The 17,204-nt window shown below is 36.7% G+C and carries 17 protein-coding genes; 6 read left to right on the top strand and 11 right to left on the bottom strand.

Annotation, left to right across the window (positions count from 1 at the left end; translation table 11 throughout):
* Positions 1-45: 45 nt before the first annotated feature.
* Positions 46-978: a ferrochelatase gene (hemH, locus tag NSQ14_RS05940; protein ID WP_227091244.1), complete on the bottom strand. Its 933-nt coding sequence runs from the start codon at positions 976-978 to the stop codon at positions 46-48.
* A 62-nt stretch (positions 979-1,040) separates the two neighbouring features.
* The gene (hemE, locus tag NSQ14_RS05935; RefSeq protein WP_342014796.1) at positions 1,041-2,072 is read right to left on the bottom strand and encodes a uroporphyrinogen decarboxylase; all 1,032 of its coding nucleotides are present in this window, start codon (positions 2,070-2,072) and stop codon (positions 1,041-1,043) included.
* A 435-nt stretch (positions 2,073-2,507) separates the two neighbouring features.
* Between hemE and NSQ14_RS05930 the strand changes: the two genes are divergently transcribed.
* Both NSQ14_RS05930 and NSQ14_RS05925 read left to right on the top strand, forming a co-directional pair.
* Entirely contained in the window at positions 2,508-3,023 is a 516-nt protein-coding gene (locus NSQ14_RS05930) for an antibiotic biosynthesis monooxygenase (RefSeq protein WP_346216978.1), read from the top strand.
* Between the two features lie 25 nt (positions 3,024-3,048).
* Positions 3,049-4,227, top strand: a complete 1,179-nt coding sequence (locus NSQ14_RS05925) for a M20 family metallopeptidase (protein WP_346216977.1) — start codon at positions 3,049-3,051, stop codon at positions 4,225-4,227.
* A 207-nt stretch (positions 4,228-4,434) separates the two neighbouring features.
* On the opposite strand, the gene NSQ14_RS05920 is transcribed toward NSQ14_RS05925, so the two are convergent.
* From NSQ14_RS05920 to NSQ14_RS05910, 3 genes are read right to left on the bottom strand one after another with little or no spacing between them, the layout of a single operon-like run.
* Complete coding sequence (locus tag NSQ14_RS05920; protein WP_034769053.1) at positions 4,435-5,163, bottom strand: EcsC family protein; 729 nt, start codon at positions 5,161-5,163, stop codon at positions 4,435-4,437.
* Between the two features lie 23 nt (positions 5,164-5,186).
* Positions 5,187-6,395 (bottom strand): ABC transporter permease, encoded by a 1,209-nt coding sequence (locus tag NSQ14_RS05915; protein WP_034769052.1) that lies wholly within the window; start codon positions 6,393-6,395, stop codon positions 5,187-5,189.
* Positions 6,388-7,137 carry an ABC transporter ATP-binding protein gene (locus tag NSQ14_RS05910; protein WP_269147486.1) on the bottom strand — a complete coding sequence of 250 codons (750 nt, stop codon included), beginning with the start codon at positions 7,135-7,137 and terminating at the stop codon, positions 6,388-6,390. The genes NSQ14_RS05915 and NSQ14_RS05910 overlap by 8 nt, the downstream gene beginning before the upstream one ends.
* 600 nt (positions 7,138-7,737) lie before the next feature.
* On the opposite strand from NSQ14_RS05910, the gene NSQ14_RS05905 reads away from it, so the two are divergent.
* The 3 genes from NSQ14_RS05905 (at position 7,738) to NSQ14_RS05895 (ending at position 9,905) form a co-directional block, all read left to right on the top strand.
* Positions 7,738-8,157, top strand: coding sequence for an HIT family protein (locus NSQ14_RS05905; RefSeq protein ID WP_034769048.1), 420 nt, complete (start codon positions 7,738-7,740; stop codon positions 8,155-8,157).
* A 236-nt stretch (positions 8,158-8,393) separates the two neighbouring features.
* The gene (locus tag NSQ14_RS05900; protein ID WP_034769046.1) at positions 8,394-8,909 is read left to right on the top strand and encodes a tryptophan transporter; all 516 of its coding nucleotides are present in this window, start codon (positions 8,394-8,396) and stop codon (positions 8,907-8,909) included.
* Positions 8,910-9,338: 429 nt separating this feature from the next.
* Positions 9,339-9,905: an HTH-type transcriptional regulator Hpr gene (locus tag NSQ14_RS05895; protein ID WP_034769044.1), complete on the top strand. Its 567-nt coding sequence runs from the start codon at positions 9,339-9,341 to the stop codon at positions 9,903-9,905.
* Here the strand turns inward: NSQ14_RS05895 and NSQ14_RS05890 are convergent.
* From NSQ14_RS05890 to NSQ14_RS05880, 3 genes are all read right to left on the bottom strand, one after another.
* Entirely contained in the window at positions 9,902-10,240 is a 339-nt protein-coding gene (locus tag NSQ14_RS05890) for a DUF1878 family protein (protein WP_052480307.1), read from the bottom strand. The two genes, NSQ14_RS05895 and NSQ14_RS05890, sit on opposite strands and share 4 nt — an antisense overlap.
* Positions 10,241-11,308: 1,068 nt before the next feature.
* A complete protein-coding gene (locus tag NSQ14_RS05885; RefSeq protein WP_108897779.1) occupies positions 11,309-11,398 on the bottom strand; it encodes a YjcZ family sporulation protein in 90 nt (29 codons plus the stop codon).
* Positions 11,399-11,453: 55 nt separating this feature from the next.
* Entirely contained in the window at positions 11,454-11,537 is an 84-nt protein-coding gene (locus NSQ14_RS05880; RefSeq protein WP_072012650.1) for a YjcZ family sporulation protein, read from the bottom strand.
* A 402-nt stretch (positions 11,538-11,939) separates the two neighbouring features.
* Here NSQ14_RS05880 and NSQ14_RS05875 point away from each other — a divergent pair, with 402 nt between their 5' ends.
* Positions 11,940-12,815 carry a peptidylprolyl isomerase gene (locus tag NSQ14_RS05875; protein ID WP_034769040.1) on the top strand — a complete coding sequence of 292 codons (876 nt, stop codon included), beginning with the start codon at positions 11,940-11,942 and terminating at the stop codon, positions 12,813-12,815.
* Between the two features lie 114 nt (positions 12,816-12,929).
* Here the strand turns inward: NSQ14_RS05875 and NSQ14_RS05870 are convergent, their stop codons facing one another.
* The 3 genes from NSQ14_RS05870 to NSQ14_RS05860 all read right to left on the bottom strand — a co-directional run bounded on the left by NSQ14_RS05870 (position 12,930) and on the right by NSQ14_RS05860 (position 17,188).
* Positions 12,930-13,112 carry a sporulation YhaL family protein gene (locus tag NSQ14_RS05870; RefSeq protein ID WP_251245542.1) on the bottom strand — a complete coding sequence of 61 codons (183 nt, stop codon included), beginning with the start codon at positions 13,110-13,112 and terminating at the stop codon, positions 12,930-12,932.
* 72 nt (positions 13,113-13,184) lie between these two features.
* Entirely contained in the window at positions 13,185-14,129 is a 945-nt protein-coding gene (gene yhaM / locus NSQ14_RS05865) for a 3'-5' exoribonuclease YhaM (protein WP_034769037.1), read from the bottom strand.
* A gap of 95 nt (positions 14,130-14,224) precedes the next feature.
* Positions 14,225-17,188, bottom strand: a complete 2,964-nt coding sequence (locus NSQ14_RS05860) for an ATP-binding protein (protein ID WP_346216976.1) — start codon at positions 17,186-17,188, stop codon at positions 14,225-14,227.
* Between the last annotated feature and the right edge of the window lie 16 nt (positions 17,189-17,204).

The following is a 17,204-nucleotide window of genomic DNA, read 5'->3' as shown; positions in this document are numbered from 1 at the left end:
CATAATAGAATCAGATGAGACAGCTTTTTTCATTTTCTATATTCCTTATTCATTTAATCTGTTTAAAATAACATTTGCCAATGCTTCGATGAATTGATCGTGATCGTTTGGCATTTCCGGGCGGTAATAGCTTGCTCCAATTTCTTCACAGACGATTTGGCATTCTGTATCATTATCAAATAGGACTTCCAAATGTTCTGCAACAAACCCGATTGGGCAATAAATAAATGCTTTATAGCCTTTTTCCTTATGTAAATCTTTTGTTAGGTCTTGCACATCAGGACCTAGCCAAGGCTCCGCTGTTTGACCGGCACTTTGCCAACCAACAGCATACGCATCAATACCGGCTTTCTCAGCTATTAATTTTGCTGTCATGGCTAATTGATCGGGGTACGGGTCACCGGCTTGTAAAATTTTTTCCGGCAAGCTGTGTGCCGAGAAAATGACAACGGAATGATTGCGCTCTTCTTCCGGCATTTTTTCTATCGTAGCTTTTAATTGATTTACCCAAAAATCAATAAATTTCGGTTCATCATACCATTGGTCAACGGAAACGATCTGGATTCCACCGAGTTTATCGGCTGTTTTTTTCGCCCGTTCATTATATCCCTTAATACTAAAGGTCGAATAGTGCGGTGCTAAAACAATGCTGACAGCTTCAGTAATTCCTTCTTTATGCATTTCTTTTACCGCATCTTCAATAAACGGATGAATATGTTTTAAACCGATAAACAATTGGAATTCAACTTTATTTTGAACTCGATTTAAATGTTTCGTTAACTTTTCTGCCTGGGATTTTGTTATTTCAGCCAGTGGTGAAATACCGCCAATTGCCCGGTAACGACTTTTTAAATCCTCAATTAATTCATCTGCGGGTCTTCTGCCATGACGAATATGTGTATAGTACGGTTCAATATCCTCTTCTGTATACGGGGTTCCATAAGCCATAACGAGAAGCCCCATTTTTTTCTTGCTCATTCGTATCACCTCGTATTTATTTTGCCGAAAAGCCGTCCTATTATCACTACAGACCTTCACCGTTATTGTTTAAATTCATGAATAAATTGGGTTAACCGTTTTATTGTTTCCGGCTTTATATCAGGGAAGATTCCATGACCTAAATTAAAAATATATCCCGGTTGTGTAATACCTTGAGTTAGAATGTCAGACACCCGCTCTTCAATTACTTCCCAAGGTGCAAGAAGGACAGCGGGATCAAGGTTTCCTTGTAAGGTTTTCGTAATTCCCATCGCCCTGGCATCGCGAATTTCCAACCGCCAGTCCAGTCCAATCACATCAACAGGTAAATCATTCCATTCCATTATTAAGTGACTTGCACCGACACCGAACAAAATGAGCGGGACATTTTCCTTTTTTAATTCAGAAAAAATCCGTAACATTGTCGACTTCATAAAATTCCGGTAATCCTGAACATTTAATGCACCCACCCAGGAATCAAAAATTTGGATTGCACTGGCTCCGGCATGAATTTGTGCTTTTACATAAGCGATCGTCATGTCTGCCAGTTTCTCCATTAACAAAAACCAAGCACGAGGCTCACCATACATAAACGCCTTTGTTTTATTATAGTTTTTCGACGGACCGCCTTCGATCATATAACTCGCCAAAGTAAACGGTGCCCCGGCAAACCCGATTAGCGGGACGGTCAATTGTTCGGTTGTTAATAACCGGATCGTATCCAACACAAACGGGAGATCATGTTCCGGATCGATTTGCCCCAATCTTTCAACATCTTGGTATGTCCGAATCGGCTGATCAATGACCGGACCGAACCCGCCTTTAATTTCAACGTTCACACCCATAGCAGGTAACGGTGTCATAATATCCTTATATAAAATAGCCGCATCTACACCATATTGTTCAACCGGCAGTCTCGTCACGTAGGCACAAAGTTCCGGTTGATGGGTGATTTCAAATAAAGAGTATTTTTCTTTCAATTTCCTGTATTCCGGTTGTGACCGTCCTGCCTGCCGCATATACCAGACCGGAATATGATTTGTTTTTTCCCCTCTGGCAGCTTTTAAGAAAGTGTCATTTTTTAGTCTGGACATATACAGTAATCACCTTTCGTATTTTTATCGGGCTGGTAGCAAGTTTCGATTATAACATTGCCAAACCAATTGTATGTACTATGGTTCAAATAAATATTTTCAATAAAAAGTTAGAAAAATTTTGTTATTAAATTATAATAGTTATAAATAGACCATCATCACTATACATGTTTTTACGGTCATTGTATAGATTTCATTAATATTTGTCATAAATTTGTTAAATTACCATTATTATTTTATAATAATCATTTTAAAAACCGACATGTATTCAGTAGGGGCCTATCATCCGCTCTACACCGCTACGAGTGGAATCAACTTAAACGGTTTGGCTAAAATCAAATTTTGCAATAAAATAATGATTACATTCTAATTTAACCATACCATTAACGACAATTTGTTTAAAACGAATATGCTCATAAAATGAGGTGAAATATGATGAAATATGTCTATTTAACGACAGGTACTGCAGACTTTTTACAAAAAATCGCCGAGAAATTCAAAAAAGAAAACATTACCTTGTTCTACGGGTCTGATCATGCTCTATTGTTCCACGAAACAAACGGGAAAACTGTGTTCCAAATGCCAAGAAAATACGAAATCTTGGAATCTACCGGTAGTGTTCCGGTCAAAGGATATGCACTATTCCACTATATTCCGGTCAGAGATGAAGATTCTCCGGTATTTGAACATGAATTAAGCAAACGCCCCCGTAGATTGGACAATGCAGACGAATTTCTTGCAGCCCGCATTTTACGGCCAATGAAAAATCATACGTATCTTATTATTACCTTCTGGAAAAGTAAAGAAGCTTTTAAGGCATGGAAAGATATGGAAGAATTTGCTTTCCCCGACGAAAAAGACAGAAGTATTGAGGTTAATAAAATAAAAATGTATGCCGGACCATCCTATTTGAACGAATATTATATTGGTCTGAATGAAATCGATGAATAATTCTATACGAATCAGGGGGATGAATATGTTGGAAAAAGCTTATCAATTATTGGAAAAAAATTATGATCACATGGTAAAAATAAGAAGATATTTGCACCAACATCCGGAACTGTCATTTAAAGAATTTGAGACAGCAAAATATATCGCAAATTTTTATAAAAATTTAGGTGTCCAAGTTCAAACAAATGTCGGTGGAAATGGCGTAGTTGCCCGTATCCGTTGCGCTAAACCGGGAAAAACCGTTGCATTGCGGGCAGATTTTGACGCTTTACCAATTCAAGATGAAAAAGACGTTCCTTATAAATCAACCGTTCCCGGCGTGATGCATGCTTGCGGTCATGACGGACATACTGCGACATTATTATCTGTTGCCAGCATCATTTTCGATTTGAAAGATGAGCTTTCCGGGGAATATGTTTTTATCCATCAACATGCGGAAGAATATGTTCCGGGCGGGGCAAAGTCAATGATCGAAGACGGCTGTTTGGACGGAGTGGACGTTATATTTGGAACTCACCTATGGTCTACGGAACCGGTCGGACAAATTTCTTTTCGTACGGGGCCGATTATGGCTGCCGCCGATCGCTTCTCAATTACGATAAACGGGAAAGGCGGACACGGAGCCTATCCCCATGCTGCCAAAGATCCAATAGTAGCCGCCAGCCAACTTGTCCTAAATTTGCAACAGATTGTTAGTCGATTCATTGATCCGATTCAGTCTGCAGTCGTCACCATTGGGCAAATAAATGGCGGACATGCATTTAATGTAATTCCGGATAAAGTGGAGTTAACAGGAACGGTACGGACGTTTAACGAAGAAGTTCGCAATCAGATTGAACAATTCATTGAAAAAATGATTAAGAGCAGCTGTCTCACCAATGATTGTACATATGATTACCATTATTTTCGAGGATATCCGCCTGTCGTTAACCATAAAGAGGAGACGGAATTTCTCGCCAAATGTGCCGGAAATGTACCGGGAGTCACTAATGTAATAGAATGTGAGAAACGGATGGTCGGTGAAGATTTTGCCTATTACTTGCAGCATGTGAAAGGTACTTTCTTTTTCACCGGGGCAAAACCAGTTCATGAGAAAGACTGTTTTCCACATCATCACCCGAAATTTGATATTGATGAACAAGGAATGTTAATAGCAGCAAAAACATTATTCACTGCAGCTGCGCAATATCAAAATCAAATTTAAAAGTTATGGCACCATACAGGCAAGGAATGGCACGGAAATTTTTCTAATATTTTGTAAAGACCCGAAATAAAATACTCCTGATATGATCTTGATGTAATATCAGGAGTATTACTTATTTTATGAAAAAACTTCTATTCTATGAAATTCATTATCTATCTATACGACTACAAAAACTGCCGGGAAGGGGAGCAAGCAAATCCCCCCTGATCATTCAACCCTAATATTTTTTAAATTATTAAAATAACGCATTCGGTAAGAAAATATCGCCGTTTCCCCTAATCTGTCCAGCAATTTATAATTTGCATAAGCGCCCACCGCGGCACCGATTCCCGGCACCATTTGCAGCATTTTCACAAAATCAATATGATCGCGATATTCTTGCTGAAATGTTTGCCAATCAAGATCAACGAGCCGCTCTTTTTCTCTATCCCAATTTTCAATTATTTCCAAAGTCTCAATCCGTTTTTCATCACTGGAAAAAGCAAGTTGGAAAACCATTAATAAAAAGAGTCGTTCCTCATATTGATCTAAAGGATAGTGATAAATTTTTGCCACATCATAAAGAAATTTCAACTTTATTGATAAAAGAAGCGGAAAATCGGCCAACCCAAGTAAAATCCCCCCTGCACCTGTTCCGGCGCCTTCCACGGTCGCAGCTTTTCGATATTTATCCAATTGCTCTTTAATCAGTGCTTCTTTTTCTTCCAATGAATATGTTTTTGGAAAGTCATTGGTAAAAAGAAGATTTGAACCGGATAGTACCGCAGTGACCATTTTTTTCACAGCCTCAGTGATCACGTTTTGAGCTTTTTCAGGTATCAGTTGACTCATCTTATTTTGTGCTTGTTTGGAAATCCGGTTCAAAAGACTCCCTTTCTTTCGGATTTCTCTCTGCCATTGTAAAAGCTCATCATAAGCTTTTCTTTCATATTCCATCTCCTGACCACCTCGTATATGAATCAATCCAGTTTTTCAATTCGTTTTTTACAATAAAGAAAAAGAAAAGCATAGCAAAATCCACTTAAAACAAGAAACAACAGGAGCCCTCTTTGAAATTCAAATGAGGTAATGAAGCTAACCGTAAAAATAATATTTTGTGTCCATAATATATTTAACATGATTTTTAAAAAGGCTTTTTTCTTTGTGTCTTCACCGACCGGGTAAAGATCCGGCCAAATGACCGCATCATAATGTTTCCATAGGCTAATCAGTTGGAAACCGGTCAAATAAATAAAAAGTATCGCGATCGCAAAAGCAATATATGAACCGTTCAAGCCCCAAATAAGCAGAGCAGCAATGACAGTTAATCGCATAAACAAACCGAAATAATCACCGCTCCTGAAAAAAGTTCGAACAAAGAGAAACGAATACGTGCTGCTTGGTGTCCAGCGGCGACTTTTCATAAACATATCCGCCCATTTTCTGCGTTTTATCCGGTTTCGTAATTGTGGGACGTCCGTAAATAAATTCGCAATCCGGTAAAAAAACGCCATTCTTCGCTCTTCATTAACAATCAACCGTTCCCACGGGAGCCCGCTGTTTTTCATTTTGTTACGAAAATAGACTGCATAAATAACGAAAATGATGCAGACAATCGCAAAAAGCGCAAATCTTTTATTGATAAAAAAGAACACCAGTAAACCGTTTAATAACAGTCGTACAGTTAAATCCCATGTAACCGATGCCTGATCCGTATCGTAATCAACTTTCCAGCGAGTATAAAGATTGAGAAATTGAAGCAAAACCAGTAAGCCACTAAAGACAAGCAATGCTTTTCCGGTACCGGTTGTTTGCAAATAAATGGGTATCAAAATAAGCAAAACAATGAACGTAATAGATAACCGCCACAGGACTGTTAATATGTACGCTCGGACAAAATAACTTGTCAAATTTGTTTCTATTGGAAGCAAAAATACTTTATCAGCCTCCTTTAAAAACGTAATAACCGTCCCATTCGTTAATAATAAGGCAAAAACAACCGCAAAAAGTCCGGCTGTCGGGAATGTTTCATCCAACGTTGCTACCCAGTCTTTATAATAGTATGCCCCGCCACCAACGGCAAAAAGTAATACAATTAAAAGATGGTCATTAAATATGTACCTACCGTAACGAAGCAACTCTTTTAAGCGCTCCATGAATCTTTCATTCCAAAGTCGATCTCTATTCATCTTTGGTGTCTTCCTTTGTCAATTGAATGTATAAATCGTCCAAACTGGCATCCTTTAAGTTGAATTGTTTCCTCAGCTCTTCCATCGTCCCTTTTGCTTTGATTTCCCCATTATGTAAAATAACGAAACGGTCACAATATTTTTCTGCTGTTGCTAAAATATGCGTAGACATTAAAATACCCGCTCCCTTGCTTTGCCTTGTTTGTAAAAGTTGCAAGAGACTTTGTATAGCTAACGGATCCAATCCTACAAACGGTTCATCAATAATATAAAGTTCAGGTTCCACTAAAAATGCCGACATGATCATGACCTTCTGTTTCATTCCTTTAGAAAAATGGGAGGGAAACCATTTTAGCCTTTTTTGCATTCGAAACTCTTTCAGTAATTGATCGATTCGCCGGTTATATTCATCCTCCGGCACCCCATAAGCCATGGCTGTCAATTTTAAATGCTCTTCCAGGGTTAATTCATCATACAAGACCGGTGTTTCCGGAATATAGGAGAATTTTTTTCGATAACCGTCACGATCTTCATGAATCGTCTTTCCGTTTATACGAATTTCCCCTTTTTTTGGTTCCATTAAACCGATAACATGCTTGATAGTCGTACTTTTGCCGGCCCCATTAAGTCCAATCAGTGCCACTATCTCCCCCTTTTCAATTTCAAAACTCACTTCATTTAACACATTTTTTTTCGTATAACCGCCTGAAAGCGACCGAACTTCTAGTAAGCTCATGATCATTCTCCTTTACATTGCTTAACAGTCAAAGATATCTTTATGTTTCCTTTGAATTATTTTTCGTTGCTTGTCCAGTATATTAATTTTAGTTTAGCAAATTTACGGCAGATAAAAAAATTTTTTCTGTCGTCGTATGATTTTTTTAAATCTGGTTATGCTAATTTTTGAAGGGAAAATAACTTTTATTCAAATGGGGTGTTTACGAAAGATACTGAACTCGTTTTAAAAAGAGCTATGCATTCAGAAAACCCACTTCAATAAATGGTGTTTGTCAAAGATCATCAACCGAAGTCGTTCATAATTTTTATGAAGAAACGGGGATGATGAGCTTGAATGCTTTAGATTCTTTAGAAACCTGCCTGATTGAGTAGTAACAAACCCGCTTTCATTTTCCCTTCGCACGGGCAAGACCAATGTTCAGTTACTGAACACAGGTCTTGCCTTTTTTACGTTAATGTTTACATTTTCAACAGAGATTATCTGCACTTTCCTAAAAAGTCGGACATCAGAAGATTTTCCTGTTCAATCCTCATCTACTTTTACCCATTCTTGGTAATATATGATAAAATAGGTAACAATATGAAATTAGAAAGGATGATAGAAATGTCGGATTGTATTTTTTGTAAAATTTTAAACGGAGAAATTCCATCTGCTAAAGTATATGAAGATGAAAATGTCTTGGCGTTCCTTGATATTTCTCAAGTGACAAAAGGACATACGCTTGTCATTCCGAAAACCCATCAGGCAAATATTTATGAATTAACTCCGGATGTAGCAAGCAAGCTGTTCTCTGCCGTACCGAAAATTGCAAACGCTATTAAAAATGCATACAATCCAATTGGGTTAAATTTATTAAACAACAATGGAGAATATGCTGGACAATCCGTTTTCCATTATCACGTCCATTTGATTCCGCGATATGGTGAAGATGACGGCTTTGGTGCCGTTTGGAAGACGCATACAAGCGAGTATACAAAAGAAGATTTGCAAAAGATCGCTAAATCGATCGCCGACCAAATATGATTATGCTCATATAATAAAAAGAGAAGAAACAAATGGTCTTTTAAAATAGATCGTTTTCATACAGATGAGCAAACATGCATACAGCACGTGTATCAAAACTTCTTTTCCAGACTTTTTGAAAAATATCTTTTATCGAAAAGAAACGTATGTTATAATACAGTCAAACCAACTCGCTTTTGATCATAGGATACAAAAGGAGTTAAGTTGAGAAGAGAACAGCGGAGGAGAGAATAGAGATGAAAACAAAAGAATTAGTTATTATGGCTTTATTTGTGGGGATTGGGGCTGCATTGCATATATTGATCCCCGGTATAGGTGCAGGGGGCATGAAACCGGATTTCAGTTTACTAATGATGTTTTTGGCAATTATTCTATTTCCCGATAAGAAAAATGTTATCCTACTCGGTCTGGCAACCGGAATTATCTCCGGATTAACAACAGGTGTACCAGGTGGCTTTTTTCCAAACATCATTGATAAATTTATCTCGGCTTTTGCATTTTACGGGTTGTTCCTTCTAGTCAAAAAGAATCGTTCCATTATTAGCAATGCTGTATTAACGGCTATTGGCACGATTATTTCAGGAACTATATTCCTTGCTTCTGCATTTTTAATAATCGGATTGGATGGTGCATTCATGTTAATGTTTACAACAATTGTGTTGCCAACAGCTTTGTTGAACACAATCGCCATTGTTATTGTCTATCCAATCGTCGCGAAAATCATGGAAAGAAGCAAAATGACCTTCGCCTAATTGCTTTTCAGTGAAAGAGAACTTGGAAAGTAACCCAAGTTCTCTTTCCTTTACCCAAAAGCGTACTTTTTAAAATTTACGGAATTTTCGACCGATATACAAATCTTTTCTAAAAATTTACGTAAAACTTTTTTGGTGCGACCATAAAGTTATATTATAAAAACAAAAAATTTTTTCAAAATAAAAAGGATTTTTTGTGATCAATGTAGAATTTTGAAATAATATAATAAAATTTTTTGAAACATACATGACAGAATAGTGTAAAAAGGGAAATAGGTAAAAGGTCGGAATTTGTTCAATTTGAAATGAAGTGTTATTTTTATTGGGTTTACTACACGTCCCGAGTCGCCTAAAGGCTCGGATGCCTGAGTTTTCATTAATTTTTTCTTTTTTACCACAATGTTAAATCAAAAAGTAGAAGGTGATGATATGGAAGATTTTTCAAAACTTGAAGCGCTTTTATTTACACAAAAAATTTCACAATTGGGAAAAGCACTTTGGAAGGCCATAGAAAAAGACTGGCAACAATGGATCAAACCATACAATTTGAACATCAACGAACATCATATTTTATGGATCGCCTACCATTTACACGGAGCATCTATATCCGATATTGCCAAATTTGGTGTCATGCATGTTTCAACTGCTTTCAATTTTTCAAAAAAGTTGGAAGAAAGGGGTTACTTGACTTTTTCCAAGAAGGTCGAGGATAAAAGAAATACGTATATCCGTTTAACGGAAAAAGGCGAAAACCTTATCATTGAATTACTAGAGAAATTTGATCCGTCAAAACATGCAATTTTAATGGGTGCTAAGCCTTTGAAAGATATTTATGGCAAATATCCCGATATATTAGAGTTAATAGCCATCGTCCGTAATATATACGGTGATGACTTTATGGATATTTTCAAAAAAACATACACAGATATAGAAAAACTGAACATACATCATAAGGATATAAAAGAAAAAGATAACAAGGAAAAAGAAGTGGTTTAGCCGAGTAAGCATTTCTTAAATTCGGTCATTAACTCAACATAAAGATATTGTTGTAAACAGGATTCAACGGTTTCTTTCACCTCCAGTTTTCTGTTCAATTTATCAGAGAACTCTTTAAGAAGCGGATAAAAATATAATAATCCTTCCGCTTTTTGTTCTTGGAGTTTATTGTTCATATATTCACAAAGCTGTTGGAATTCCAAAACTTCTTCCGGCCCTAGTTTTTTCTGAATGATTAATTTTGTGAAGGGGTAATCATTAGTATTCACGATCTCAAGTAGTAATTGTTGATAATATTCCAGCCTTTCGATCCGCTTTAACAATTCATCCATCATTGTCTATCATCCTTCAACTTGTCATCTTTTGTCATCTTCCGTCAAAATCTTTTTTCATTTTCTCATTGATTTTTTATGAAACCCGCTGTAAAGTATGTTAGTACTTAAATGATTTGGCATCTGTATGCAAAACAACATGTCCAAGTTCGACCAAACATTATCACAATCATTTAAGACGGTTGTTTTCGAATCCATATAGTCTTTAATACCATCGCAGTTATGATAGAATTTATCTTTTGACTAAATCCTGATAGAAGCTAAGAAAAATTTTTTACCTTTAGGGTTGGGATTTCAACTGTACTTATTATACTACAGGTAGATGGAGATATTTCATACTGGCTTCTAAATATTTGTTCATTGATTATACATATATTTTTACTTTGCTTTTGATGTATATTATATTACATTATTAATATCTATTTAAAACGGAATTACCTCTTAATACTTTAAAACTTCTTTTCATTTATCGAAAAAAAGTATTATTGAGTAAAATAGTGTATACTACGCAATTTTGACCATCAAAGAATCTTAATTTCTAATGAAGTGGATGTTAAGGGTGAAGAGTGATTTAATATAGAGAAAGTTATGCTTGACGTACTGGGAGGGGATGCTTTTGCTTATTGTTTTTCTTATTTTAGCCACTATTATCATTTTTTATTTGAATATTCTTATGTATAGATTTTGTATCCAAAAAGAGATCCCGGAAGAGAAACATCATACCATCATCCATACTACAAATATTTCTACGATAATTTTATTGCTCTCATCATATGTGGCGATGTTATTTACATAAAATGAACTTCTATCAGTGGGGCATCTCTCCCCACTGATGGTTAGTTGAACAAATCGGACTTATGCGGGCAGCCCGTCCCCCACCTATCTTCTTTGTAAATTTGAAAATCTTGAGGTGGAGGACTTGACTTGCTGTTAAGGTGTGATAAATTTTTGGGGCAATCCAGTGGATGAATTGCCCCTTTACTATTTTTCCTGTCGTCTCGATTTAAGCCAATACAAGTTGACTATGCAAGTATGGCAAAACGGTGCCGGAATTTCTTCTACCTGCATTATTTACCAAATGTACGCTGCACCAACGATGATAAGCAAGATAAACAAGACAACAATCAATGCAAATCCTCCGCCATGATATCCTTCAGACATAATGACACCTCCTTTATACATTCACTTGTTTATCACTTAAGGTTCATTTTTCCTATTACAAATACGAACACCCTACAATGATTAATAAAATAAACAGCACGACAATTAGAACAAACGGGCTGGCATTCGGTACTGTCATCTGTCATACCTCCTTTATCGAATTCAATATATCCTATGTATTTGTGCAAAAATTGTTTAGTGAAAACACCTAGTTTATACAGCGAAACTTCCATCGGTGAGTCATCTATCCCCCCACTGATGGTTAGTTGAACTAATCGGACGCATGCGGGTAAACAGTCCCCTCCATATCTTTTTTTAATCTCGAAAATTTTAACATGGGGGACTTGACTCGTCGTTAAGGTAGAAAAAAATATCCAGTTATTTGACGGTTACCAATTTCCCGAAATATGACAATTGATCCTGTAATTTCAACTGATACAGAAAATAATTTTTTTGTTTGTTTGTTTTTATTATGATATAGTTAAATTTGTGGTAAAATGAAACAAGCATTAAATCAAATGATTAGGAGTTGTTCAATCTGATGAAGAAGAAATACCTGTTAACTTTTACATTGGCAGCCGGTCTACTCACTTTAACTGCTTGCAATAACGGGAAAGCAATTGTTGAGTCGGATGCGGGAAATATTAGCCAAGATGAGTTCTACCAAACACTGAAAGATCGATATGGCGAATCCACTCTGAAAGAACTTGTATACAAACAAGTTTTGTCTGACAAATATAAGGTTTCTGATAAAGAAGTAGATAATGCATTAAAACAATACAAGGACGCTTATGGAGATAATTTCCAAAGTTGGTTAGCTCAAATGGGCATTTCAAGTGAGGATGAATTGAAAGACATTCTTGAATTTTCACTACTCCAAGAAAAAGCGGCAAAAGATAAAATCAAAGTGACAAATGATGAGTTAAAGGAACAATACGGGATTGAAACAAAAACGGTAACGGCACGCCATATTCTTGTTGCTGATGAAGAAACGGCAAAACAAGTGAAACAAAGATTAGCTAATGGTGAAGATTTCGCCGCATTGGCAAAAGAACTGTCAACAGATACAGCGACAGCTGAAAAAGGCGGAGATTTAGGTGAGTTGAACCCTGATCAACTTACTCGTGAGTTTACAGTTGCCGCCTATAAGCTTAAGGAAAATGAAATTAGTGATCCGGTCAAAACGGACTATGGCTACCATATCATCCAAGCAACAAAAGTAACAGAGAAAAAAGATGTCAAATCATTTGACAAAATGAAATCAGAACTGGTAGATAAAGTGAAGCAATCAAAACTTGATTCAGCTACCGTTCAAAAAGCTGTGGATGAAGCAGTTAAAAATGCAGATGTAAAAATCAATGACAAAGACTTGAAAGACATTTTGAAAAATTCCGTTGAGACAGGATCTAAAAAATAATGATCCTCCTTCATCCACAATTTCAATCGAAGGATGAAGTCAATATTCACAACAACAGCTTTCCCATGAGGTCAAAATTATCGACCACGCTTGGGAAAGCTGTTTTTTTCCTCCTTATGCTTCATGAAACAGTTTCCGTTTTTCCCTTTCTTCTTCCATTCTTTTTATATAAATGCTTCCTTCTTGCTCTGCTTCTCTTAACTCCATTTCCTTTTCTTCCCGATTGGTTCGAATCGTCATATATGCACTGATCACAATACCGGCCACAACCAACCAAATCCAAAATGGGACAACCATAAACGAAACCTCCTATCCTTTAAAACTATTATTTGTACAAGTATATTCATATAGGAGATTTTTTATGACAAGCTATTCTTGAAAGCTTGGTTTGTAAAAAGATCGGTTGTCCAAGGCAAATAACCGTTCACTGAAATCACCGGGTTTTGTTTTATCAAGAACCCGGTTTAACATATTAATTTTGGCATCAAGATTGTCAATATAATGTAAAACCTCTGCTTCTCGGATCAGCGGCGGCTTCGGACTCCCCCATTCAGCTTTTCCATGATGACTGAGGATTAAATGTTGCAAGACAGTAACCTCTTCGCCGGTAATTTCTAATTCATCGGCTGCTTTTCCAATTTCACCGACCATTAAGGTGATATGTCCAAGCAATGTTCCTTCTATTGTATAAGATGGTGATACTGGACCCGATAATTCAATGACTTTGCCTAAATCATGCAAAATCACACCGGCATATAACAGATCTTTATTCAGACTCGGATAAAGCGCGACAATCGCTTTTGCCAAATCGAGCATGGATACAACATGATAAGCAAGACCGGAGTAATATTCATGATGATTTTTCGTGGCCGCCGGGTACTCCAAAAACGGCTTTTCATATTTTTTCATCAAATAACGGGTAATCCGCTGAATTTTCGGATTGGTCATTTCAAAAATGCATTGATTAATTTTACTAAGCATTACATCTGCTTCAACCGGTGCTTTTTCAATAAACATGTCCACCGGAATGTTTTCTTGCGGGGACAGCGTTCTAATTTTCCGAATCCGCAATTGTAATTTCCCCCGATAACTTTGAATATCACCCATTACTTTAACAATCGTTTGTTCAACATATGTCTTTTCTAGCTCTTCGGTAATATCCCAAAGTTTTGCTTCAATGGCCCCGGTTTTATCTTGGAGAATTAATGTTAAAAACGGTTTCCCGTTACTGGCCATTCCTTTGGCAGCACTTTTAATTAAAAAATATTGTTCAACCTGTTCACCAGCCTCATAAAAGCGGACTCCTTTAGTCATACACGTTCCTCCCGACTCCTATTAACTTATTTACCATAATGAATAGATTTTACGTCATTTTTATCGAATTCCCGAACTCTATTATTATTCAAAATTCAAAGGAAAACGACCGATTGCTGTCTACCATAATAGCTTTTAAAAATATTATGGCATGTAAAGAAAAGAATTTGAACACCGGATTCAGCAGAAATTTCCTTTAACAAGTACATCATTTGGTCTCGCCGGTCTTCATCAAAATGAACAAAACCATCATCAATAATGAACGGGTATGGGTTTTGCTTATGACTAAGAACAGCCAAGGCAAAGCGCAAACTGATATACAATTGTTCTCCTGTTGCCTGACTAACTTCATTAGGAGTAAAAAGCATACCATCCTTTCGTTCGACAAACAGTTGGTCACTTTCTTGATCAAGAAAAATCTGCTTATAAGCCCCGTCGGTGATAAAAGAAAAATATTTAGAAGCCTGTAAAAGAACCTTTGGAAGACGTTCAACCTTATATTTTTCCATCCCCTTTTGCAATACATATTTTGCCGTCTGAAACACAGCCCATGTTCGCGCCATTTCTTCCAGTTCGTATTTTTCTTGATGAAATTGATGTAACAGTTCTGTATAGGTACCGCCTTCTTCTATCAACGTGATTTCATGGCGAATAGATACCCGTTCTTTCTCTAATTGTTCAATTTCTTTGCCTATCGCCTCTTTTATTCGGTTCAATTCGGTAAATGTTGTTTCATCCACATAGGAAGGGATAAGGTTCATTCCATCCGGAAGATTTAAGTTCGAATGAGCCAACTGTTTATTAACAAGTTCGAATTCATTCAATAACTCGTTCCGTTTTTCATTTTTTTCTCCAACTAAGTAAAATTGAGCTTCCGTTTCAACGTTTGCTTGTTGGAATAATACGTTAATTTCCTGTTCGACTTGCTTCAATTCCGCTTTACATGTCGCAATTTGGTTAACGAGCTCTTGTTGTTTTGCCAGTTTCTCAGCTTGAATTTTCTCAAGCTCCAATTGTTTATTCAATTCTGTTTTGAGCAGCAGTACTCTTTCCTCATAGTTTTGCGAGGAAGCATGAAAAAGCCAATCATATTTTGATAAAATCGCTTCTTTTTCTGTCTGGATCATTTTCAAATGCTCAATTTGTTGGGACATTCGTTGTTTTTCGTTCCAGCGTGTTTTCAACTGTTCAAGCAGTGTAAAACATTCCATTAAATGATGTTTCGCCATATAGTCCGGTAAAAAGTAACTTCTTCCCATTTCCAGCAATTCATCATTGATGGCCCTTGTTTCATTCTCCCAATGTTCAAAACTTGCAACTAATTCGTCAAATTGCCGTTCTAATTGTTCGAGCCGAATATTCTCAATTTCTTCCTGTTTAGCAATAAGCTGATCTTTATTCAATTTTTCACGGGCTTGTTCAATGTCTTCTGAAGTGATCTGAATTTCATCATATTTCTTTTCCAATTGCCTCTTTTTCAAAATTAATGGTTCATTCATTTTGATCGTTGCATCCGACGCTTTTCTCCATCCTGTTATGACGAGAAACAGGGAAAATAAAACTGAGGCCGATAAAATTCCCAAAGCTATTTGCCAATAATCAAACCAAAATAAGGCAAGAGTAATCATACAAATACAACCAAACACAAACAGTAAGGTCGTTTTTCCTGATTTTTTAATCGATTGTTTGTTCTGTAGCTGGGATAGTTGACTGTCAATCCACTTCAGTTCGCTTTCAATTTCATTTATTTCTTGCTCCTGCTTAAGTACATTCTCCAAATGAAGCCGTTCTTTTTTATTTAAGCGGCTGCGAGCAAGTTCATTTACAAATGATTTTTGCTGCTTTAATTTTTGCCCCAGTTCATTTTCATTTTTCTCCAGTTCCCTTTTTCTTTCATCCAGATGAATTTGTTTCTTTACCAGCTTCATGATTTGATCTTTTTTGGCAAAACTTAAGTCAAATTGCTTGATCGCTTCTAGATCACCTTGATAATGTAACTTAGTCTTTATTTGCAGCAACTCATCCTCAATTTGGTTGATTTGGACGGCTAGCTCTTTCAACTTTCCGGCTTCTTGACGGTAATTCGGTAAATCCTCGACAATGAATTGGATTGGTTCTTTATTCTCCGTAATCCGTTCATCTACTTCAATCGTTTCGAGCTCTTTTGTTATTTCCTCCAATTGTTCATTTAACGGGACGAGCCGTTTTTTTGTTGTACGTAATTCAGCTGCCAACTTTTCATAACGGGTAATTCCGTTACTTGGAAACTGAAATTCACCCAGTTCCGTGAGTTTCTCCTCAAGATTTTTTCTCTGCATAAACAACGGATATATCCGATTCCATTCTTTCTTTTCAAAAATTTCCTGTTGAATATCCGCCATTTGTTTCCGTTTAGCTTCCAGTTGGTTATCCGTGTTCGTTAAATTTTGCAACAAAGTTTCATAGTTTATAATTTTTCTCTTGGCATCCTTTAATTGATTGTCCAGCACCTTCATCTTTGCTATTTGTTTATTGATGTCCGGCCTTGATCCGTTTGGTTTAAACAGCTTGTCCATTTCTTTATCAAGGAACTGATCTGTTTCCATAATTTGTTCCGTTCCAATCGCGCTTGTCGAGAATAAAAATTTCCCAAGCTCTTCCCCTTTCACCTTTTGGACATTTTGTAACCCATGAATATCAAAGGAATAGATTGATTGATAGGTCGATTTTTCCATACCACCCAAAATCACTTGCAACAATTCTTCATCACCGATTGTGCCGTCTTCAAGTTTTACCGTTACATCACCGATTGCTTTTCCTTTCACCCGTTCAATTTGGACAATGCCCCAATCAGGGTCTTCCAAAACAATCCGACCGCCATATTTGGAACTTGTTTTCGGTTCATATCGTAATTCACTTTGTTGTTTCAATGGAAAGCCGAAAAGAATGCTATGGATGAAAGACATGATGGTAGACTTGCCTGCTTCATTTTTTCCATAAATCAAAGAAAATGGCTGTAACTTTAGATAGTATTGTTCAAACTTTCCGTACCCATAGATGACTAACTCTTTTATAATCATTATCTTCACCCCTCGC

Source organism: Caldifermentibacillus hisashii (assembly GCF_039654145.1).
GTDB classification, from domain to species: domain Bacteria; phylum Bacillota; class Bacilli; order Bacillales; family Caldibacillaceae; genus Caldifermentibacillus; species Caldifermentibacillus hisashii.
This window is presented reverse-complemented; position numbering and strand designations above follow the sequence as displayed.